Origin of the sequence: Catenibacterium mitsuokai, from assembly GCF_025148785.1 — a bacterium.
Classification (GTDB): domain Bacteria; phylum Bacillota_I; class Bacilli_A; order Erysipelotrichales; family Coprobacillaceae; genus Catenibacterium; species Catenibacterium mitsuoka.
In genome coordinates this window covers 1372853-1395724 of sequence record NZ_CP102271.1, presented here as the reverse complement: position 1 = coordinate 1395724, position 22872 = coordinate 1372853, and the positions used below count along the sequence as shown (strand labels likewise).

At 34.3% G+C, this 22872-nt stretch carries 20 protein-coding genes, 3 tRNA genes and 1 riboswitch; of the genes, 5 read left to right on the top strand and 18 right to left on the bottom strand.

Annotation, left to right across the window (positions count from 1 at the left end):
- Positions 1-51 precede the first annotated feature (51 nt).
- Both NQ499_RS07100 and NQ499_RS07095 read right to left on the bottom strand, forming a co-directional pair.
- A complete protein-coding gene (locus NQ499_RS07100) occupies positions 52-2280 on the bottom strand; it encodes an FtsK/SpoIIIE family DNA translocase (protein ID WP_040389768.1) in 2229 nt (742 codons plus the stop codon).
- Between the two features lie 46 nt (positions 2281-2326).
- On the bottom strand, positions 2327-4024 hold the full coding sequence (locus NQ499_RS07095) for a ribonuclease J (protein ID WP_006505271.1): 1698 nt from the start codon (positions 4022-4024) through the stop codon (positions 2327-2329).
- 102 nt (positions 4025-4126) lie between these two features.
- Between NQ499_RS07095 and NQ499_RS07090 the strand changes: the two genes are divergently transcribed.
- Entirely contained in the window at positions 4127-4627 is a 501-nt protein-coding gene (locus tag NQ499_RS07090) for a hypothetical protein (RefSeq protein WP_040389767.1), read from the top strand.
- On the opposite strand, the gene NQ499_RS07085 is transcribed toward NQ499_RS07090, so the two are convergent.
- The 3 genes from NQ499_RS07085 to NQ499_RS07075 form a co-directional block, all read right to left on the bottom strand.
- A complete protein-coding gene (locus NQ499_RS07085) occupies positions 4620-4877 on the bottom strand; it encodes a hypothetical protein (protein WP_006505269.1) in 258 nt (85 codons plus the stop codon). The two genes, NQ499_RS07090 and NQ499_RS07085, sit on opposite strands and share 8 nt — an antisense overlap.
- Before the next feature lie 5 nt (positions 4878-4882).
- Positions 4883-5377 carry a hypothetical protein gene (locus NQ499_RS07080; protein WP_040389766.1) on the bottom strand — a complete coding sequence of 165 codons (495 nt, stop codon included), beginning with the start codon at positions 5375-5377 and terminating at the stop codon, positions 4883-4885.
- A 159-nt stretch (positions 5378-5536) separates the two neighbouring features.
- Positions 5537-5613: transfer RNA gene (locus NQ499_RS07075), tRNA-Arg, on the bottom strand.
- A 245-nt stretch (positions 5614-5858) separates the two neighbouring features.
- Here NQ499_RS07075 and NQ499_RS07070 point away from each other — a divergent pair.
- Entirely contained in the window at positions 5859-6995 is a 1137-nt protein-coding gene (locus NQ499_RS07070) for an IS30 family transposase (RefSeq protein ID WP_215657699.1), read from the top strand.
- A gap of 92 nt (positions 6996-7087) precedes the next feature.
- On the opposite strand, the gene NQ499_RS07065 is transcribed toward NQ499_RS07070, so the two are convergent.
- From NQ499_RS07065 to NQ499_RS07045, 5 genes are read right to left on the bottom strand one after another with little or no spacing between them, the layout of a single operon-like run.
- Positions 7088-7921 carry a histidinol-phosphatase HisJ family protein gene (locus NQ499_RS07065; protein ID WP_040389635.1) on the bottom strand — a complete coding sequence of 278 codons (834 nt, stop codon included), beginning with the start codon at positions 7919-7921 and terminating at the stop codon, positions 7088-7090.
- A gap of 54 nt (positions 7922-7975) precedes the next feature.
- The gene (locus NQ499_RS07060; protein WP_006504788.1) at positions 7976-9679 is read right to left on the bottom strand and encodes an amino acid ABC transporter ATP-binding/permease protein; all 1704 of its coding nucleotides are present in this window, start codon (positions 9677-9679) and stop codon (positions 7976-7978) included.
- The gene (locus NQ499_RS07055; RefSeq protein ID WP_040389636.1) at positions 9679-11418 is read right to left on the bottom strand and encodes an ABC transporter ATP-binding protein/permease; all 1740 of its coding nucleotides are present in this window, start codon (positions 11416-11418) and stop codon (positions 9679-9681) included. Before NQ499_RS07055 ends, NQ499_RS07060 begins: the two co-directional genes overlap by 1 nt.
- On the bottom strand, positions 11415-11750 hold the full coding sequence (locus tag NQ499_RS07050) for a nitrous oxide-stimulated promoter family protein (protein WP_006504790.1): 336 nt from the start codon (positions 11748-11750) through the stop codon (positions 11415-11417). Before NQ499_RS07050 ends, NQ499_RS07055 begins: the two co-directional genes overlap by 4 nt.
- Entirely contained in the window at positions 11734-12117 is a 384-nt protein-coding gene (locus NQ499_RS07045; RefSeq protein ID WP_202898366.1) for a YbaN family protein, read from the bottom strand. Before NQ499_RS07045 ends, NQ499_RS07050 begins: the two co-directional genes overlap by 17 nt.
- A 162-nt stretch (positions 12118-12279) precedes the next feature.
- On the opposite strand from NQ499_RS07045, the gene NQ499_RS07040 reads away from it, so the two are divergent.
- Together NQ499_RS07040 and NQ499_RS07035 are read left to right on the top strand one after the other, a co-directional pair.
- Positions 12280-12356: transfer RNA gene (locus tag NQ499_RS07040), tRNA-Arg, on the top strand.
- 147 nt (positions 12357-12503) lie between these two features.
- Positions 12504-12580: transfer RNA gene (locus NQ499_RS07035), tRNA-Arg, on the top strand.
- 126 nt (positions 12581-12706) lie between these two features.
- Here the strand turns inward: NQ499_RS07035 and NQ499_RS07030 are convergent.
- The 8 genes from NQ499_RS07030 to NQ499_RS06995 all read right to left on the bottom strand — a co-directional run bounded on the left by NQ499_RS07030 (position 12707) and on the right by NQ499_RS06995 (position 21827).
- Positions 12707-13444 carry an amino acid ABC transporter ATP-binding protein gene (locus NQ499_RS07030; RefSeq protein ID WP_006504792.1) on the bottom strand — a complete coding sequence of 246 codons (738 nt, stop codon included), beginning with the start codon at positions 13442-13444 and terminating at the stop codon, positions 12707-12709.
- Positions 13445-13455: 11 nt separating this feature from the next.
- Positions 13456-14184 (bottom strand): amino acid ABC transporter permease, encoded by a 729-nt coding sequence (locus NQ499_RS07025; protein ID WP_006504793.1) that lies wholly within the window; start codon positions 14182-14184, stop codon positions 13456-13458.
- Positions 14185-14192: 8 nt separating this feature from the next.
- Positions 14193-15008 (bottom strand): transporter substrate-binding domain-containing protein, encoded by an 816-nt coding sequence (locus NQ499_RS07020; protein ID WP_040389638.1) that lies wholly within the window; start codon positions 15006-15008, stop codon positions 14193-14195.
- Positions 15009-15068: 60 nt separating this feature from the next.
- A riboswitch (Lysine riboswitch) is annotated at positions 15069-15235 on the bottom strand.
- A 68-nt stretch (positions 15236-15303) separates the two neighbouring features.
- Positions 15304-15771: a metallophosphoesterase family protein gene (locus NQ499_RS07015; protein WP_006504796.1), complete on the bottom strand. Its 468-nt coding sequence runs from the start codon at positions 15769-15771 to the stop codon at positions 15304-15306.
- On the bottom strand, positions 15768-16919 hold the full coding sequence (locus NQ499_RS07010) for a D-alanyl-D-alanine carboxypeptidase family protein (RefSeq protein ID WP_006504797.1): 1152 nt from the start codon (positions 16917-16919) through the stop codon (positions 15768-15770). The genes NQ499_RS07015 and NQ499_RS07010 overlap by 4 nt, the downstream gene beginning before the upstream one ends.
- Positions 16920-16974: 55 nt before the next feature.
- Complete coding sequence (gene uvrC, locus NQ499_RS07005; RefSeq protein ID WP_006504798.1) at positions 16975-18744, bottom strand: excinuclease ABC subunit UvrC; 1770 nt, start codon at positions 18742-18744, stop codon at positions 16975-16977.
- Positions 18737-21037 (bottom strand): endonuclease MutS2, encoded by a 2301-nt coding sequence (locus NQ499_RS07000; protein ID WP_040389639.1) that lies wholly within the window; start codon positions 21035-21037, stop codon positions 18737-18739. The genes uvrC and NQ499_RS07000 overlap by 8 nt, the downstream gene beginning before the upstream one ends.
- 1 nt (position 21038) lies before the next feature.
- The gene (locus NQ499_RS06995; RefSeq protein ID WP_006504800.1) at positions 21039-21827 is read right to left on the bottom strand and encodes a CvpA family protein; all 789 of its coding nucleotides are present in this window, start codon (positions 21825-21827) and stop codon (positions 21039-21041) included.
- A gap of 102 nt (positions 21828-21929) precedes the next feature.
- Here NQ499_RS06995 and NQ499_RS06990 point away from each other — a divergent pair, with 102 nt between their 5' ends.
- Positions 21930-22850 (top strand): ribonuclease HIII, encoded by a 921-nt coding sequence (locus NQ499_RS06990; protein WP_006504801.1) that lies wholly within the window; start codon positions 21930-21932, stop codon positions 22848-22850.
- Positions 22851-22872 lie beyond the last annotated feature (22 nt).

Below are 22872 nucleotides of genomic sequence, written 5' to 3'. Positions count from 1 at the left end.
ATGCTACTTTATAAAGTGTTACCGCTTAATTAATCAAAAAAAGAAGATATCCTAAATATCTTCTTCGCTATAACCTCGAATATAAACTTCCCTTGGTTTAGAACCTATCTGTGGACCAATAACACCATTTTGTTCTAACTGATCCATGATACGAGCTGCTTTATTATAGCCAATTCTGAACCTTCTTTGTAATAAAGAAGTACTTGCACGTTGTTCTTTAATGACAAATTCACGGCATTCTTCATATTCTTCTTCTGTATCATTTAAAGAATCATTGACTGAAGAGCTGCCATTTGATACTTCTTTCGCATTGACATAATTATCATCATAGTTTGCATCCATCTGTTTAGAAACAAACTCTACAACACGACTCACTTCTTCATCTGCCACAAAAGCACCCTGTACACGTACTGGTGAGCTAGAACCCATTGGACTAAAGAGCATATCCCCTTTTCCAAGCAGTTTTTCAGCTCCTGTGGCATCTAATATTGTACGTGAGTCAACACTTGAAGACACTGCAAAAGCAATACGTGATGGAATATTCGCTTTGATAACACCAGTAATAATATCAGTAGATGGTCTTTGTGTTGCGACAATAAGATGAATACCTGCCGCACGTGCCATCTGTGAAATACGCATAATACAGTCTTCTACTGTTTTAGAAGCGACCATCATTAAATCAGCTACTTCATCTAGGATGACAACATGATAAGGCATGATTTCTTTTTTATCTTCTTCTTTGGCTTTTTCATTAAACTTCTTTGCATAGACATTATAAGATTCCATATTACGCTGTCCATTATCTGCGAACACTTCATAACGTCTTTCCATTTCTGCAACAACCTGCTGTAATACTCCAGCTGCTTTTTTAGGATCAGTGACAACAGGAGATAATAAATGAGGTACGCCATTATAGTTAGATAATTCAACCTTTTTAGGGTCAACAAGAATGAGTCTTACTTCATCTGGTGTTGCTTTCATAAGAATAGAAGTAATAATAGAATTCACACAGACTGATTTACCTGAACCAGTCGCTCCTGCAATAAGTAAATGAGGCATCTTATTGAGCTCTGCAACAATCAAGTTACCAGATACATCTTTACCAAGTGGAACAGCTAACTTATTACCCCATGTATGATCACGCATAGAAAGCTGATAGACTTCATTAAATGGAACCATAGCTGCTGTTTTATTAGGTACTTCGATACCTACATAAGGCTTGCCTGGAATAGGTGCTTCAATTCTAATTTCTTTTGCAGCTAAAGCAAGCTGAATGTCATCTTGTAACTGTAATATTCGATTAACTCGTGTTCCTGCTTCTAACTTGATTTCAAATTTAGTAACAGTGGGTCCAATATAGAGATGTACTACATTCGCATTGACACCGAATTCTTCAAACATGTTTTCAAGAATCTTGCCTGTACTTTTTGCATGTTTGGCTTCTTCTGATAAATTGCCGGTATTACGAATAGGATTCAGTAAATCAAATGAAGGAAGCTGATAAACACCGTCTTTGTATTCCATCTTTTTAGGTCTCTTCTTTTCAATATCAAGACGCATGCTCTTTTGATTGAAAGTGAGGTCAATATCCGGTTCCTTTAAAGGTTCTTTCTCTTCAAATACTTTATCTGGGAAGAATCCTTTTTCTTTCTGTTTAGGGGCAAAGAAATCTTTGACTTTAGTTTTCTCTTTCTTATTTTCAAACACTTCTACTGCATTTTGTGCTTCCTGTTCATTCTGCTTTATTTTGTATTGATGAATATACTTACTAGAGAATAATACAAGACCAGCTAGCAGCAAAATAATACCAAAAATAAGAGTTCCAATAGGAGAAAATAAAGCACTTAAAGGAGCATATAATAATGATCCGATAAGACCTCCGCTTGTCACACCATCATGCTTTATATAATTATTCATACTACCTGTTGAATGCATATTACCCACATATGTACAAATAAGCAGTATACCAATAATCATCATAATCAGTCCTACTGTCTGAGGTCCCTTCCATTTAGGAGACTCACCCTTAACAACAAAATAAGCAGATATAATAGAAAGTATGATAAGAATTGGATAAATCATCATACTACCAAAAATATAAACCATAAGTGTATGGAAAAATCTACCTACGATTCCTAATTGACATATGCTTATAAAGAATATAAATAATAAAAACAAAGCAATTAATCTTGTTTTTATCTTGTTAGATTTATTTTCTTCTTTTTTCGGCTGTTTTGATACAGGTGCTTTTTTAGGCTTTTTTGTTTTCTTTTCAGCCATATTTTCACTCCCTTCCATAGTTGTAAAAAGCAGGAATAAATCCTGCTTAGATTTCTACTACAACACCAATAAATACAGGTTTTTTCCCTGTTTCTTTCATAATATAACGCATAGATAGTTCTTTCATCTCATTACGTATATCCTGAACATCCACCTGGGGATCATCTTTTAACTTAGAGACAACGCCTTCACAGATGTTAATGATTTCTTTGATGACATAACCAGAATCTTTTAAATAAACAAATCCTCGAGTCTGACAGTCTGTCTGGGCAATAATTTCTTTTGTGCGTGCATCAATAGTGACACCTACAACAACAATACCATCATTAGATAACTGAATACGGTCATCAATAACCTTTTCACCCACATCTCCAACGCCGATACCATCAATCATGACATCTTCGATTTCAATAACTTCTCTGCCTTCTTCAAGTTGTCCATTTTTGAAAGTACACTTTTCACCATTATCTAAAATCACAATATGATCATTATCAATACCCATTTCATTTGCGATATGTGCATTGGCTACAAAACGACGGTATTCACCTTTAATTGGTACATAGTATTTAGGGTTAAATAGCTGAATAAATACTTTAATGTCTTCAATAGATGCATGCATTGAAGGTAATTGTTTATTCTTAAGAATATGAACATCTGCTGGTGTTCTGAATAAATCATTCTGAGCTTTATTCGCAATCTTTTCAGTACCAGGTAGTACTGGAGAAGCAACAATAAACGTATCGCCTTCTCTGATCTTTAATAATTCATCGCCACCATCAAGAATATCACAAATATCACTATAAATAGTATTAGGTGCACCACTCAAAAGGATAACATAACTTGAATCCTTAGCGGGAATACCAACATTTTCTTTCTTGCCAAGATATTTACTTGGAACAGTAATAACAGGCTTATGTGTCGTTCTTTCTAGACGAATAATACTATTTGTCTGGTCATATTTATCACGTCCATAGAAGACAATCTGACGATGATACTTTTTAGTGAGTTCGACAATTTCTTTTGTTCTAAAGACATTCTGGGCATAAGAAGAAATAATAATTCTACCAGATGCATCTTCAAACATAGATTCAATCTTATTTGTAAGTTTATGATTTGGTGAAGTATAACCAGGATTGCTTGCTCCTGAAGATTCAACCATTAAGGCAAGAACGCCTTTCTTACCAATTTCCATCATCTTTTGGATATTACATCTAAATCCTTCAGGAGAACCAAAATCAATAATAAATTCTCCACCATAAACAACATATCCATCAGGTGTCCAGATAGCAACACCAACACTTCCTGGAATAGAATGTGTTTCAGGGAAGAATTCTACTGGAATACCTGCAATCTTAATAGAATCATCACGTCTTACACGAATCAATTCCATATGAAGATTCTTTTTCTGATGTCTCTGATAATGATCAATCATCATTTCAATTAAATCGGCTGTTAAACTAGGTGCATAGACAGGAACACCCTGAACTGCATTCAATAAGTAAGGAAGTGCAGCCATTACATCATTATGTGCATGTGTAATAATAATAGCAACAATATCCTTCTTTCTTTCAATTAAATAATCAAAACTTGGAATGATAATATCAACACCAAGTTTATCCAAATCTGGGAAACGATAACCAGCATCAATGATGAAGATCTTTCCATTAACTTCTATACTGTACATACTCTTGCCTACTTCGGCCTGACCACCTAGAGGCATGATTTTAACATTATTGTGTTTCATAATACTCCTTTCAATATGTTCAACCTATCACATTTAATATATTTTAGCATATCTTTCTACTCTTCTCAAATAGAAGCCGTTATAATGAAGCAGGAGGTTTTTATGGTACACATCATTTTTCTTACAATACTTGCCTATTTTGCGACAAGACTCAGTCCAATACGCAATAATCTATCGGGTGTCATGAGCATGGCACAATATCATTATCCAATGCAGTGCATCTTTTTTATGTTTTTGATATATTACTGGTATCAGCTCTATAAGATAACCAAACGCAAAGCACTTGTCCATATATCAGGGATATGTCTCATAATCAGCTTATTTATGCCCTTTAAAAGGTCAAGTCATGATTTCTTTTCAGAATGTCACACTTATGCTGGTTTTGTTGGAATCATATTTATAGTCATCACTCTCGCAATGATTCTCTATGACTTACATCAAACCAATACATACTTAGCTTATAAATTATTACAGCTGTTGATGTCATTATGTATCATGTTAACGTCTGTACTATGCTTTCTTGCAGATATTACAGGTCTTTTTGAATGGCTTGCCTTTTTGTCCTTTATCATCTTTTTAGAGGCTTATAAACGCTCTATTTGATGTTATCTTTTAGATAAGCAGCACTTGGATGTTTTTCATCATAATAGACAGCGACTTCCTGCCCTACTCTTAAAGTACCTAATACAGGTACTTTTCTTTTTGACTTAAACAAAAGTAATTGTTTTGCTGGTTTTAAAACAGCTTCTTCTTTAAGGGCATATACATGATGATTGACCACATATCTTACTGTTAATGTAATTGTTTGACCTGTATTTACTATATTAATGATTGAACCAGTTGTTTCTGTCATACTAATCACCCTGCTTTCGTAGGTATTATAGCACGATTTGACTGATTGTTTTTAGTATAAGATACATTTTTTAATAAGGGACTTTCATTATTCTCAAACATCTTTTTAATAATATCTTCTCTGATATTACATTCATCTAGCATTTCAGTGTTTTTAATCAAAATGGCAGCACTCTTAACCGGAATAGATACCAACTGAGCGAGTTCCTTTTGACTTACTCTGCGTTTACTTGTCAAACATAAATATAATCCTAATATAAGTGAATTTGGATTATCGAGACATTCAGAAAAAACAGTATGTGCGAGTAGATCTTCTTTATGACCACATTTTGCACATATGAAGCATCTGTTTTCCTGATCATATATATAATGAGAACTGCCACATTCCTCACAATGATAGCCTTCTGGCCACTTAATATTATAAAAGAAACGAATTCCAGCAAGGGAATCATTCATATAAATATTCATCAAACGATATAAAGAGTGTTCATTTTTTAACATATTCATCACCAATTCCTTTCTACATCTATGATTATAAAGGATTTTGATAAATATTTCTCGTAAGATAGCACTCATAATGCCTATAATAAGGCGATATAAATAAATTCTTTTTAAATAAATATACAAAAAAACCTCGGATAAACCGAGGTAGTTGTTAGATGGCGTCCACGAGGGGATTCGAACCCATGACCGCACGCTTAGAAGGCGTGTGCTCTATCCAGCTGAGCTACGTAGACATTTCTCTTGACTGCTCATGTATAATAACATGCCAAGAGATGCAATGCAAGCCTTTTTTTACATAAAAATACTTGTATTTTCTTCCCTCAATTGTAAAATGAAACTGGAATTAAGGAATTGGGATAAAGGGGCATGCCCCTTTATCCCAATTCGCGCGGCCGCAGGCCCCTATTTTCAATTTTTGTATAAAAAAAGTCCATAGAAATCGTATTATATAGTTACCACACTTTATAAGGAGATTTCTATGAACAGCATTAATATATCACAAAAAGCAAAAAATAAACACCTTAATTTTTCTCATTATGAATTCATCATCAATTCGTTGATTCAGTTCAATGCTTCCCATCCTGGTAAGCGTAACATTGGTAAGACTCAATTCATTAAAGAGTTAGCTTCTACTGTAGGTACTACTGTCTCTAATATATATTCTATCATCAAGGATGCCACTATCTCTGTTAGAGATTACAATCTCAAGGTTCATTATGAACTTTCTGCCATGGCTGCATTTGAAAAGAGATCCAAGAATCATAAGATTCCAAATAACTCTAAATTTGAAAAATCAAAAGAGTTCATCTCTCTTGTCGAACAGGAAGTAAAATCAAATAGATTATCCTCTATTGATGAGACCATAAACTATTTAAAGCTTCATCAGCCAGATATTATAAAGAATATGGTGACTGTGTCTACTAAAACATTTTACAGCTATGTCCACCAGGGAAGAACATCCATCAAACCTATTGATCTTCCACGCATGGTCAGAAGAAAGACAAAGAAGAACTGGAAGTCATACATTCCAAAAAGACAGAAAGGCACTTCCATTACCGAAAGGCCTGAATATATCAAGGACAGAGAAGAATTCGGACACTGGGAAGGTGATCTAGTTACTGGACCTAGAGATGGACAGAATGGTGCATATCTTACTCTGATTGAAAGAAAGACACGCTTCTATTATATGATTCCTATCTCTGCCAAATCTTCAAAGCAGGTCTATATGCAGATAAACAAGCTTCATAAGTTCTATGGTGATAGCTTTAAGGATATCTTTAAATCAATCACCTTTGATAACGGTAGTGAGTTTTCTAGGTGGAAGGATATAGAACAGAAGCCAAAATCAAAAGAGAAAAGAACCACTGTCTATTTTGGTAGACCCTATCATTCATGTGACAGAGCCTCAAATGAGAACTGCAATGGACTTATAAGATATTTCATTAAGAAAGGAACTGATATTAATACAATTGATAAGGAGACAACTATTGATATAAACAATAAAATAAACCAGAAGAAAAGAAAGATACTTGGATATCTTTCTTCTGAAGAACTATTTCTTAACGAACTAGCTAAACTTAATGTAACTGGTAATACTATTTTCTATAAAAACTAACTTATCTTCTTATTTCCAGTTTCTGCTTGCAATTCGGGTTGTATTTTCTTCAAAATTAAGAAACACATGGTTTATTCAATCTTTTTTGAATATTATAAATCATGAAATTCTGGAACCATTTGATTATAAGTACAATATTGTTTAAAGCCGAGTTCTTTTAGTTCTTTTTTTGTATCCTCTATATAAGCACCTAAATGATCTTCTTGATGACTATCACTGCCGATTGTAATAATTGTACCACCTAGTTTTAAATATAACTTTAAGATATCTCTAGAAGGTGTCAGATCACCTATCTCATAACGTACAGAAGAAGTGTTGATTTCAATTCCTTTGCCATCTTTTATGACTGTCTCAAGAATTTGCGTAATCATTTCTTTATGGTTATTAAAGCTGTCATAACCATCATGATCATCATAACGTTTAATAAGATCCATGTGACCTAGAACACTATAATCATGATAGAGATTCACGACATCATATAACTCCTGATAATATCTTTCATAATATTCTTTTTCTGTTCTTCCCTTTTGGTAATCTCCTGTCCAGAATTCCAGATCATCTACTTGATGAATGGAAAGAATAATAAAATCAAAAGGATATTGTTTAAACAAAGCTTCATATTTTGGAATGGTATGTACTTGAATACCAAATTCCAATCCAAACTTTAAAGTCATCTGGTCTTTATATTTCTCTTTTAAGTATAGATATTCCTTATAATATTCAGGATAATCAACATTAGAAATTGGCTGACCATTAAGATATACGGGACCAAGAGGATCATCTACATCTCTTTTGATTCCATAATCAACATGATCAGTAAAACATAATTCATTTATTCCTTTTTTGATGCCATCCTTAATAACATCTTCCATTTTGTACACTGAGTCATCACTATAGATAGTATGTACATGATAATCGCATAACATATTTCTCACCTCATATGTATCATATCAAAAAAAGGATGCCTAAGCACCCTCTTGTTAAGAAATTCTTCCATCTTTCATTTCATAAACAGTATCTGCAATATTCATAGTAGATACTCTATGAGAAACGAGTACGATTGTTTTTTGTGTTGAAGATTCTTTTAATGATTTTAAAATAATACCTTCATTGAGTGAATCTAAGTTAGATGTTGGTTCATCCATAAGAATCATCGGTGCATCATGTAAGAAAGCACGAGCAATTCCGATTCTCTGTTTTTCTCCACCTGATAATGTATCACCTAATTCCCCTACTTCTGTATCATATCCTTTTGGTAAGGTCATAATAAAATCATGAATAGAAGCTTTCTTGGCTGCTTCCATAATCTCAGCGCGTGAGGCATCAGGTTTTGCGATTGCGATATTATTCGCAATTGAATCATGGAATAGATGCGTTTCCTGAGTGACATAACTTTCCATGTCACGAAGATGTTTGGTAGGAATCTGCTTGATGTCTTCTTCATCTACTGTAATGGCTCCTTGATTGACATCCCAGAAGCGCATGAGTAATTTAAGTAAAGTAGATTTACCAGAACCACTGACACCATGGATACCTGTAATCTTTCCTGATTCAAGTTTTAAAGAATAATCATCAAGAATTGTCTCATCTTCATAAGAGAAAGTGACATGATCCATTAATGCCCCTTTAAATACATTGCTGCTTTCCATGTCCCCTTCTATTTCCTCAACTAAAGGCTTTTCTTCAAGTAATGAAAGAACACGTTCACCACTTGCGAGAGTTTGATTCAGGTTATTAGAAAGACTAGATAAAGCAACAACTGGTCCAAAAGATCCCATCATTGATAGAGTACATGTAATAATACCCTCAAAACCTAATTGATGGTTTAGATAAAGCGACAATGTTAAGAAAAGCATTCCAAATGAAGCAAGTAAGATAACCATATTTGTGATAGAGCGCTGTGCACCTTCTCTAAAGCTTAAATACTCCTGCTGATCAACAAGCTCCTGAGAACGTCTAACAAGTTCTTTTTTTCTTTCTTCTCCTTGCCCATACTGGATGGTTTCATCTAATCCACGTAATGAATCTAATACAAAGCTATTTAATTCACCGAACTGTGTACGAAAAGCCATTCCTTCTTCGCTTCCTAATTTACCATTAATAATAGGAATAACAACGCCCACAACAATATAAGCCACCAAAGCAAGTAATCCTGCAAGAATATGATAATGACCAATAAAGACTACCATGATTAAAGAAGTCAACAAAGCAATCGCAATTGGTGAAATAGTATGTGCATAAAATACTTCAAGTAATTCTATATCTGTTGTAATGATGGAAATAAGATTTCCTTTATCACGGGATTCCAATTTTGCAGGGCAGAGCTTCTGTAATGCTGCAAAGACCTTATGACGAATGATAGCCAATAATCTAAAGGCAATATAATGGTTGCAATACTGTTCAAGGTAATGAAGAATACCACGTAATAAAGCGATGACAATCATAATAGTCATGATTGTTTGAATAGGCATATAGACAAGTCTAGTATTTTTCATTCGAAAGAATAACTGTGGAATGAGTCCATGAGCAAGCACCTGTCCAGCAAGAATAGTTAGGAAGATGGCACATAGATAACCGATTGTACCTAGAAGAATCGCAGATATCATAAAAATAAGAAGTGGTTTAACTAAGCCAATCAGCTGACCCATGATTTGAATAGCACTCCTACGTTTTGCTTGATTCATTATAGAGTTCCTTCCTTTCCATAGTTTTCTAAAGCCATCTGGCTTTCATAAAGATGCTGATAGGCACCATTTTGTTTCATCAATTCTTCATGTGTACCACTTTCTTTGATTGATCCATCCTGCAAGAAATAGATCATATCACTCTTTACTACATTGGCCAGTCTATGAGAAATAAGTAGTACTGTTTTTGTTTTTGCTAATTCATGAATGACATTCATGATCAGTTCTTCACTTTCAATATCGATATTAGAAGCGGCTTCATCAAAAATATAAATAGAGGTATCCTTCTTAAGTAAAGCACGCGCAATAGCGAGTCTTTGACACTGACCACCAGATAAGTTAGATGCTTTTTCTAATAGTTTTGTGTTTATACCATCCTGAGTGTTGAGAAAACCTAAAAGATTGACTTTTTCAAGTGCATCTTCTAATTCCTGTTTGGTAGCATCAGGACAAGCCATACGAAGATTATCTTCAACTGTGCCTTTAAATAAATAACTATTATGTCTTACTAAAGCAACATGATTCATTAAATCTTTTTCATTAATATTATTGAGATGAACGCCACCGATTGTAATATCTCCTCTATAGCCTTTATTCTTCCCTGCAAGAATACCTGCAATTGTACTCTTACCACATCCAGATTCTCCCACAAGAGAAATAAATGTGCCTTGAGGTAATGTCATATCAATCCCTTTTAAAATATCTCTATCTTCGTCATATGAGAAATGCACATCATTGAATACGATATTTAATTCACTTTCAGGTAATACTTCTGTTCCTGCACTTGTTTCTGGTAAATCAAGAATCTTGAAGATCTTATCACTGGCTGCCATCCCATTCATGGCGATATGGAAGAATGAACCGAGTAATCTTAACGGGAGGAAGAACTCACTGGCTAGAAGGATGATGCAGAGAGTTCCTTGCATATTGATTTCTCCATGAAGATATTCTGATAAGGCAATGATCATACCGACTGCTGCTCCACCATACGCAACAATATCCATGACACTTATAGAATTAAGCTGCATTGTGAGAACCTTCATCGTGATCTTACGGAACTTCTCAGATTCTTTATCCATTTCTTCAGCTTTCATTTTATCGGCCTGATAGATTTTAAGAGTTGTTAAACCCTGTAGGTTTTCTAGGAATGAATCACCGAGTCCGGTATAGGTAGACCAGTAATTGCTTAATAGTTTTTTCGCAAACTTCTGTACAGCGACAATGGACATAGGAATAAGAGGAACACAGATTAATAGAATAATACTTGCTTTGAAGTTCACACGACATAGAATAATAAATAATGTAATAGGTGCAAGTAAGCTATAAAATAACTGTGGGAGATACTTTCCAAAATAAGTTTCTAACTGTTCTACCCCTTCTGTAGAAACTTGCACGATTTCAGATGAAGAGACGTGTTCACTATAAGAAGCACCAAGTTTAAGCATCTTATCATAAATCTTTTCTCTTAATATACGTTTTACATCAACACTTGCTAGATAAGACGTACGGGCACTCATACGTTCACATGTATAGCGAATGACGATGACTCCAAGTAATAATATAAATGTAGTTTTAAGGTGACTCATAGTAAGAGTGTTTTCTAATACATATCCTAATAAATCCGCAATAGTAAAGACTGCAGTGACTTGTGCAAGTAAAGCAATCCATTGCCAGAAGACTGTATAGGCTATATATTTCTTAGAGTGAGACAATAGTTTTATAAGTCTGGTTTTAATCATTTTAATACCCTTTCTTTTATTGTGCATAGCATATGCCATAAGGCTGTTTTGGGATCATAGATCAGCATTCTAGGACCACTATAACGCATCACCTGTCTGATTCTTTCTCTCATTTCAGGCTTATAACAATGCACCTTACAGTGTGCACAGAATGTCTTTTCTTCCATAAATGGACATCTTCGACTACGTGCTTTCGCATAATCGAGTAATTCCTGACATTCAGGACATAGCTTACTCGTATGATGGTTCTTTTTACAATAAAGATGAATCATCTTTTCTATAGTCTGTTGTTCTTTAAGCCTTTTCTTTTCTACTTTATTCATTAACTGCATCTTCCTTGTTTATAGTCTTAATGCGAATAAAGAAATATAAAATATGAAAAATCCATACAATAACTATACATAGTCTACCTATAGGAACATTTTTCATACATATAAATCCAATTAACATGACAACTGTTACCATACCCATAATCTTGCATTTTGTCATTAGTGTCATGGATCTGTTTTTAACAAAGCTATTAAGATGCTTTTTATAGAGTTTTGTATGCATAAACCAGTTATGAAGCGTTTCCGAACTTTTTGCAAAACAGTATACTGTCGCCATATAAAAAGGCACAGTAGGAAGTATAGGAAGAACAATTCCTATAGTACCAAGAAATAAGCTAATAAAGCCTAATAGTATCCAAATGTATTTCATAGTCATCTCCTTATTTAGTCTTAACTAACATATGTTAGTTATGTCAAACTGACGATATTATATGTGAAAATAATTAATTATGTCAACACTTATAATTATGTAAAAAAATACTTGCATTACATGAAAAGTCATGATATTATACTTGAGCAGTCAAAAAAAAATGTCTACGTAGCTCAGCTGGATAGAGCACACGCCTTCTAAGCGTGCGGTCATGGGTTCGAATCCCCTCGTGGACGCCATCTGAAAACAACCCCGGATTACCGGGGTTTTTATTTTGACAAAACCTTTATATAGGTTTTAAATCATATTTCTTTCATTTTTTAAGCTTTAAGTATTGCATAATGTTGTATTGTATGGTAATATGAATGAGCAGTCGGAAATCAAATGTCTACGTAGCTCAGCTGGATAGAGCACACGCCTTCTAAGCGTGCGGTCATGGGTTCGAATCCCCTCGTGGACGCCATCTAAAAACAACCTCGGGTCATCCGAGGTTTTTATTTTATCTTGGACTAGAGTTGCTCTCTAGTCTTTTTCTTTATTACGTTAAATTAAAAGAGACGGTGTTTTAACCGTCTCTCAAGTAAATATTTTATCTATTAGAATAACGTGATAAGAACTGCTGAGCACGTTCTGTCTTTGGATGTTCAAATACTTCTTCAGGTGTACCCATTTCTGCAATAACACCCTGATCCATGAAACATACTACATCGCTGACTTCTCTTGCAAACTGCATTTCGTGAGTAACAACAGCCATTGTTAAACCTTCTTTTGCAAGTTGCTTCATTACATCTAATACATCCCCTACCATTTCAGGGTCTAAAGCACTTGTAGGTTCATCAAATAGAAGAACTTCAGGCTTCATGCATAATGCTCTTGCAATGGCTACGCGCTGTTTCTGACCACCAGAAAGCTTTGTGCTTGATGCATCTGCAAATTTATCCATACCAACAGCCTTAAGCTGTTTCATAGCTTCCTCACGTGCTTCTTCTTTAGATTTCTTTAATACTTTGATCTGTCCAATCATACAGTTTTCTAATACTGTCTTATTACTAAATAAATTGAAGTTCTGGAATACCATACCTACTTTACTACGATAAGTAGAAGCATCCATATCTCCCTTTAAAATATTCTGACCATTAAATAAGATTTCTCCTGCATCAGGAACTTCTAATAAGTTAATACATCTTAATAATGTACTCTTACCAGAACCACTTGAACCAATAATAGTCACAACCTTACCACGTTCAATAGTAAAATCAATATCATTAAGAACACGGAGGTTTCCAAAATGTTTTTCTAAATGTTTAATTTCAATGACTGTATCCATTTTTTTCCTCCTTATGCGCAGTTATCCTTGATACTTACTGTGTTTGTCTTATTGATTTTCTTTTCAATGTAGTTAAGCACAAATGTTGCAACAGTTGTAAGAATTAAATAAAGAATAGCAACAACAAGATATACTTCAATATATCTCATATTAGTACCAGCCACTGATTGTGCCTGGAAGAATAATTCAACAACTGAAATTGCATTTAACATACAGCTGTCTTTAATATTAACGATAAACTGATTACCAAGTGATGGGAATGTATTCTTGATAGCCTGTGGGAAGATGATATTGATCATAGTCTGAGTATTTGTCATACCTAAAGACTTAGCTGCTTCCATCTGTCCAGCATCAATAGACTGGATTCCACTACGAATGATTTCAGCCATATAAGCTGCTGTATTGATTGAAATAATAACCATACCTGCAGTGAAGTTATTCCAATTTAATACTGGCTTAAATAAATAATAAAGGAATACGGCCTGTACCATCATAGGTGTTCCACGAAATACCCATACATAAAAGCCTGTAATAAAACGTCCTAACTGTTTAAAAAATCTTGTGACTGGCTTATCTAGAGGATCGAGTGGCACACAACGAATAGCACCAATAACAAGACCTAAAACAAGACCAGCTAATGTACCAACAACCGCAAAAGCGATTGTCATCTTAATACCATACCAGAACAGAGGCCAATTATTAATTAACTGGCTCCATGCATATTGAAAATCTATTTTCATTTTATCTCCTATTTATCAGTAGGTGCTCTTTTAACAGCATCTTCCATGATTTTTAATCTTTCTTCCTGTGAAATAGAGTCTAAAGCCTTCTGAATATTTTTAAATTCAGCTGTTTTACGAGTATTATTCTTTAATCCAATTGATACTGCAGTATCTACATTGAAGTTATGACCATCTGCAAACTTAACAATTGTAAGATCTGGGTTGGCCTGTACGATACCATTCGCAACGGGTAATTCTGCAGTAATACCATCTGTATCACCCTGCTGTAAAGCTACAACTAATTCTGGGTAAGTTGATTTAGGTGTCTGATGTTTAACGCCCTTGATCTGGTCAATGATTGTATCATAGTTTGTATTCTTCTGACCTGTTACCTTGTAACCTGAGAACTGCTGGATATCATTGAATGAAGTCATAGTGCTGTTCTTTCTTACAATCATAACCATTTCACTCTGATAATAAGGTGTAGTGAAATCTAATCCCTTTTCACGTTTCTTGTCTGCAGTCATACCTGCGATAATTGCATCAATTTCACCAGATTCTACAGCTGGCTGTAAACCATCCCATGCAATCTTCTTTACAACAAGTTTTTTACCTAACTTTTTTGCGATTTTGCTGGCAACGACAACATCATAACCATCTGCATAACCTGCACCACCATCTAATTTAACAGCAGTATCTGTCTTTTTAGAAGTCTGCCAGTTAAATGGCTGGTAAGCGGCTTCCATGCCTACTGTAAAAGTATTGTCATCTTCTTTTGGAGATGATCCACATCCTGATAATACAAGTGCTGCTGCTGCAAGCGTAATTAAAGTCTTTTTCATAATTAACCCCTTTCTATATAAAAATAGAAAAAAAACCATACGTTATCGTATAGCTTTTAACGATAAGATAACGCCTCTTCATCATGAAGGAGTGAGACAGGTATTTCCTGAATCACCAAGACAACAAGCTGCCGCTTATCTTCTTTCGGCGATGATTACCTTTCATATGATTCTTAGTCTGCCGACTCCTCATATTACTCTGATGCATCGCTTCCTCTATCTTTATATTTGACTTTACATGCTCATTATAATAGGAAGATATAAAATGTCAATTCCTATTTATTTAAATGTATCACTATTCTAGAGTTTTAATCATTACATCTACATTTTTATCATCAATCGTTACAACTGCATAAGAACGTTTTGATCCACCACGTGGCCAGGATGTTGAGCCTGGATTAATAAGCCATAAGCCGTTTTCTTTTTTCGCAAGAGGCATATGTGTGTGACCTGAGATCAAAACATCTCCATTATACTTTTTTAAGAACTGAATCATTTTCTTTTCGCGGTCAAAATAACCAAAGAACTGACCATGAGTGATGAGAAGATGCCTTCCTTCAATATCTAGTCTTGCTGTTTGAGGAAGATCAAGACTCCAGTCATTATTGCCTTTAACAGCTACAAAGCCATCTAAATCCTGAAGCGAATAGGATTCACTATCACCACAATGGATATAGTAATCTGCATCATCTTCTAGGACTTTAATATCTGTTAACATATTCATATCACCATGGTTATCTGACATGATTACAATTTTCTTCATTTTACTGCCTCCTTTTGAATATATTCTTCAATACAGCTATTTTCTTTATAAATTTTATTGGCTGTCTTCTTACCTGCATAGCGATAATAATGAGAATCATAGACATGATTTGTAGAAGAAGCCATACGCTTTGGATAACGCAATATGAAGCCATATTCATAAGAATGTGCTTCAAGCCATTGTGACAGGGCAGATGTTTCAAATGTCTGATAGGCAATGGATTTAGAAGCAATAGACACTGTTCTACCCAGCTGTCTTTCATCTTTGCCGGCAAGAGCCGGATTTGAATATTGAAAATCATTGAAGCTTTCATAGGCTTCTTTGACATAAAAATCTTCAGCAATATCATCAGGCATTGCTTCCACCATCTTCTTTAAGGCTTCATAAGCATCATTCTCTAAATACATAGCGTATTTCAAACGATGAATATCTGACATCAGAACAAGATTATGTGGCACATAAGCCCCTATATAACTTGTATCATTAAGTGTTGTCATTAAAGATGAAGGATCCGCAATTAAGAATATCTCATGATTATTAGCCTGAGTCATGAGAGTTGTCAATCCATAACGTGAGTAGTTATTACAAGCATCCGCAAAAAAAGAACGAATTAATTTATCTGATAATCCACGATTTTTTAATAATTCAATATAATATTCTGTATCATCCACATAACTATAATCATCATATAGCGGCCTCATTTGATAATATATTTCTAATTTATCAAAATCAAAATTCTGATTATATAAATATCCTGATTCCAAATCATGCTCTACTAACTTTTTAGCTTGATCATAGGCATTGTTCTTAAAACTATCAAGAAGTTTTCCGGCTAATTCATTACCAGTAGAAAGAATGATCTTAATGTTGTCATAGCGACCAGTCTTTTCTAGTAGTTCATAATATTGATAATTTGGAAGATAAAAGCCATCATACTTGATAAATTTCATAAAATGGTAAAGTGGGATTCTGTTTTCTACAAGATATTTCTGCTCCTCTTTACTTAGATATTTCTCGATAATCATTCTGTTGTCATTGTTGATTCCATTGACACGATAGAATGGATCAAAACGGAGATTAATTGTATAGAATGAAACGATAAATAATGCAATGACTGTAACAAACAGATACTTGCGCTTATTTTCCATTAAATCACCTGCTCTCTAGTGTCAATTATATAGTATATCATGATGAGTGTATAGTTTATTCTTTGTGCAGTACTTCATAGAGTTTCAAAGCTGTATTTTTAGGAATCACTGCTTCTAATTCTTCTAACGACGCTTCTTTCATCTTTTTGACACTTTTAAAATGATTAAGAAGTTTCTTCTTACGTGCTTCGCCGATTCCATCTACTTCATCAAGAATAGAACTAAATAATGATTTAGAACGGACCTGGCGATGGAATGAAATAGCATAACGATGCACTTCATCCTGCATACGTGTAAGAAGGAAGAATAACGGACTCTTTGTATCAATAGGTACCTGATTGCCATTTTCATCTAGAAGCATGGCAGTAGAATGTTTATCATCCTTAGATAACCCACAGATATGTACAGGAAGATTCAAACCGTCGATAACTTCTTTAGCTACTTTAATTTGTCCAAGTCCACCATCGACAATAATAAGATCTGCCATTTCCTTTTGTTCCATTAAAAGACGATAATAACGTCTATAGATGACCTCCTTCATACTAGCATAATCATCAGGGCCTTCTACTGTCTTGATCTTATATTTACGATAATCTTTTTTAGAAGGCACACCATCCTTATAAACAACCATACCTGCAACAGCATAAGCCCCCTGGATGTTAGAGTTATCATATAACTCAATAGTATGAGGTGTCTCAATACCAAGTTTTTTACCTAATTCAATAATAGGCAGGATTGTCTTTTCATCCGTTTTCTCTTTTAATAAGAACTTCTTTTCTAGTGCTTCCTTCGCATTCTTATTAGCCATTTCTACTAAGGATTTCTTATCACCTCTTTGAGGCTGAAGTACATGACAGGATAATATTTCAGATAAAAGTTCTAAATCAACATCTTGAGGAATAAGTAGTTCATAGGGTTCAGGATGTGTTTGATAGTAAGTAACTAAGAAACGAATCAGATCTTCTTCAAAATCTTCTCCTACAGGCTCAAGATTAAAATCATGATAGAGAAGTTTACCTTCACGCATAAAGAAGAGCTGAATACTGATATAACCTTTATCAATATAATAGCCTAAAATATCTCTATCTTTATAGTCACCAAATTGAACATTCTGTTTGGCAGTAACATATTCTATAGAACGAATGAGATCACGATATTCTTTTGCAAGCTCGAATTGTAGATTATCACTGGCTGTCATCATCTTTTCATTGAGTTCATCAATCTTTGATTTGGTATTACCATGAATAAATGAAATCAGTTCTTTTCGGATTTCATCATACTGGCTCTTATCAATATCGTTGATACATGGCCCTAAGCATTGATGTAATGAATAATAGAGGCATGGCTTATCTGGAACATGATTACATTTTCTTAAAGGGTAAAGCTTATTTAATAATTTAAAGGTATTTCTTGCTGCAGTAGCATCAGGATAAGGACCAAAGTACTTATTCTTTTTGTTTTTTGTTTTTCTTACTATTTTAAGTCTTGGATGAGTTTCATCCGTTAATTCAATATAAGGATAATAGGTATTATCCATAAACATGATGTTGTATTCAGGTGTATAGTCCTTAATTAGGTTGATTTCAAGTAATAATGCTTCCTTTTCACTGCCTGTTACAATATAGTCAAAGTCCCATATATGATCTACAAGCTTTGTTGTTTTATAGTTATGTGCACCTGTAAAATAAGAAGAGACGCGATTTTTCAGTTTTCGCGCCTTTCCTACATAAATGACTTTTCCTTCTGTATTCTTCATTAAATAACAGCCAGGAGACATAGGAAGTAATGAGAGCTTCTTTTTAATATAATCTAGATTCTTATTCAAAGCTAACCACCGTTACACCTAAACCACCCTCATTGGGGCCACCATCACGATATTCTTTGACATAAGAGAGATGATCTAACTTCTTTCTTATACCATTACGTAAAATCCCTTTACCCATACCATGCACAATACGTACTGAAGGATAACCAAGTAATAGAGCATCATCTAAGAACTTTTCAACAATATTCATCGCTTCTTCATAACGCATACCAATAACATTTACTTCATAATGTCCTGTTTTCTTCATATGCTGTCTAGTACCGGCTTTTTTTACTTTCTGAGGCTTAGAGGCGCCATGCATAAAAGTAACTTCTGTATCTTTTACACGTGCCTGGAGACCACCTAAATCAATCAACAGTTCATGTTTCTTAACTTCAAGTACATCCCCTTCTCTATTCATCTTATCAAGTTTGACATGATCCCCCTTCTTGAAGACATGGTCCTGGACCTTTACAATTTCTTTCTTTTCATATTTCTGCTGGTCTAATGCGTGTTTGGCTGCAGTCACTTGATGGGGTTTTAAAGAACCTTGATCCATGATATCTTTAGTCAATTCATCAATTGTTTTCTTAGCTTCTTCAAGCATCTTATTGGCTTCCTGCTGTGCTTCTTCTACAATACGATCTTTCTGCTTTGTGGCAATAGAAAGCTGATGTTCATAACGATTATGAAGTTTTTCATTATCTGCAAGTAACTGATCGATTCTTTCTTCTTTCTCATCTAATTCTGCACTCTGCTTAGTCAGCTTTTCAGTTAACTTTTCTGCTTCGCTCATACGTTCTTCTTTATTATGTAAAGCATGATCAATAATCTCATGATCTAATCCTAAAGATGCAGCAATTTCAAAGGCATAAGAAGAACCGATTGAATGAAGCTTCAAGCGATATGTAGGACGCATTGTTTCTACATCAAATCCGACTGATGCGAGCGTAATATCATCTCTAGTCTGACCATAGCTTTTTAGTTCGCCATAATGCGTTGATGCGATAATACGACAGTCACGATTTAATAAGGTATCTAAGATAGCTTCTCCTAGACAAGCCCCTTCTTGTGGATCTGTGCCAGAACCAATTTCATCAATCAGGATAAGAGAACGACATGTGGCATGTTCTAGTATATAGATAAGCTTCTTCATATGTGATGAATATGTTGACAGTGATTGTTCAATTGACTGTTCATCACCAATATCTGTATAAACAGCATCAAAGAATGGAATAGAAGCGTCAATAGCTGGAACAGCTAACCCACTAATAGCCATTAATGATAATAAACCGGCTGTTTTTAAAGCCACTGTTTTACCACCGGTATTAGAACCAGTAATCATAAGCATCTTGCCATCAATAATAATATCGTTAGGAACTATCTTTTCCTGATCAATCAAGGGATGTCTTGCCTGCTTTAAAGAGAGAACACCCGTTTCATTGATATCAGGCTTTACACAATCATAATCACAGCCAAAACGTGCTTTTGCAAAGATAAAATCAAGTTCAGACATGAGTTCCTGATCAAAATAGAATCTTGTATAGTTGTATTTGACACGTCTAGTTAGACTTTGAAGTATTTTATTGATTTCTGTCTGTTCCTGACTTTTCAACTCATTGAGTTCATTATTCATAACAACAACACTTTCAGGCTCTATAAAGAATGTTTGACCAGAAGCACTTGTTGCATGAACTAAGCCTTTAATCTCATTTTTATGAGGCGCCTTGACTGCAAGTACTAAACGGTCATTTTTACTTGAAAGAGTATCCATACTTAAAGAATTTTTTTCACTTTTTAAATAGCCTTCCATTGAATGGCGAATACGTCCTTCTAATGCATGCATGCTTTTTCTAATACGATAAAGTGTTTCACTTGCGTGATCACTGATAGATCCATCAGGCATAATGCATCTATTGATTTCAATATGAAGACCATTATCTCCTTCTAATCCTTCTACGAGATCTCTTAATAGAATAATATCTCCTTCATAAGCATTAAAATAAGATGAGACCTGAAAGATGTTTTCTAACATATGGTCAATCGCCATTAATTCTTCAGGAGCGAGAATACCATCCATCTTAGCCTTTGCAAGATAAGCACTGATATCATTGAGTGGTGCAAGAGGCAAAGTACCCATAATACGATGAATTGTCATAGCTTCTTCTAAACGATTCTGTTCTTCGTTCAAATCAGCTAAATTATCATACATCTCTAGATGTAAGATCTTCTTTTTCGCAATTTCTGTACGACATGTACCTGCGATATGATTTAAAATTCTTGGAAATTCTAAGACTTTATAACTATCTAACATTTTATTCACTTCCTATATTATTTAAAATTATATTCTTTTCTGTTTCTGTATAAGGCGTCTTATTTAACAATAAGATAAACTGTATTTTTTCTTCTTTAGGTAAAGTTACCTGCTGTTTTATTAAGGCAGGGCCTAGTTGAGTATAAATAAACTGTATTGCATCATGTTCGTCAAGTAGACCATGATCATAGGCATGATTGTTAGCTATAATCATTTTTCTTAATATATCTTTATCTTCTAATTGCAGGTTATGTTGTCCTTTTAATAAACTTCCATAAGCACTTGCTTCATTTAATACTGTTTCTGAAATAATTGGCACATCTTCAATGATTAAATGTCCTATTTTAGAATCAGCAAGAATATCAGGACCAAAAAATGGCACAATAAACATAACCATCGCCAGAAAGGCTATAAAAGTACCTTTTAAGCCGTGAAGCAGTGCCCCTAATACGTGATTTACAATTGATGTCAAGGCAAAGTGATCTGTTAATTTTGTGATTAATGGTTTAATAAGAAGTCCTATCAGTCTTCTTATGATTTCTAGAATAATGAACATGATGATAAAAACAATCAACATATTCACTACAGAGCCCCCTAACTGAGATAATGGATCATCTACTGGTTTATAAATCTGGATTATTGAAGAAATTGTCTCAACATTTAAATAGATAAAAAGCATCATAATGATGAAGCTGAGCAGATCATAAAGTGTTGAGAAAAAACCTTTGGAATATCCACTAAAAAACATATACAACAAAAAAGCGATAAGAATCAAATCGAGAAAACTCATAGCACTTACCTCCTTAACACTGTCGGTTCTTAATTATAACAAATGAAATTTATACTGTCAAAAAAATGAAATTTATGATAAAATAATACATGTGAGGTGAATATGGTGGAGCCAATTAAATTTTTGATTAATGAAAACATTTTAAACAAGATGAAGAAGTTTTATGACAGTCAGATGGTTCCATTCGAAAGCGAGAACCTTCTTTTAAAAGCTCATGCTATTGGCTGTGACATTGAAGTGACATCGGATTATGAAGCAAGCTTTTTAGGACAGAATGCGGTGCATGAAGCAAAGCATTGGTCTAGAAGTTTAGCAAAGAAGATTGAGCAGGAAAAAAACTCAGATCATTTATGTATGCATCCTCATATCGGGGCTGCAGAAACAGGATCTGCTGATTTTCTTGGGCCGCTTTGTGTTGTTGCATGCTATGCCGATGATGAAGCACTTGAGATTATTAAAAACCTAAAAATTGATAATGTCGATGATTTATCCAATCAGGAAATTATCAATTGCGCTAAACTATTAAAAGGACATCTCATTTCATCACTACTAGTATTAGATAACTCACATTATAATAAGATGATTGATAATGGAATCAACCAGGCGAACATTCGTGCCCGTTTATTTAACCAGGCTGTTGTGAATGTTCTTCAGAAAGTGAAGAAGAGTGTTGAATTCAAAGTTATTGATCAGTTCGTTTCACCTAAGACTTATTATAACTATCTAAAGAGCGAAGTTATTGTTGTAAAAGATATGATTTTTGAAACCAATGCTGATGAGCAATACCTAGCAGTATTAGCTGCAGAAATCATTTCTCGTTACGCATATCTACAATATTTTGCTAGTATGACAAAGAGCTTAAAGATGAACCTTGCTAGAGGGGCTGGCACTAATGCCGAAATCGTGGCTGTTAAACTTGCAAACAAGTATGGGGAAAAGATTCTTACAAAAGTATGTAAGTTGAATTTCACTAATACAAAGCGTGTTAAGGGAGCATTAAAGAAATTAAAAGAAGGTCTATAGGCCTTCTTCTTCATCTAGAGAG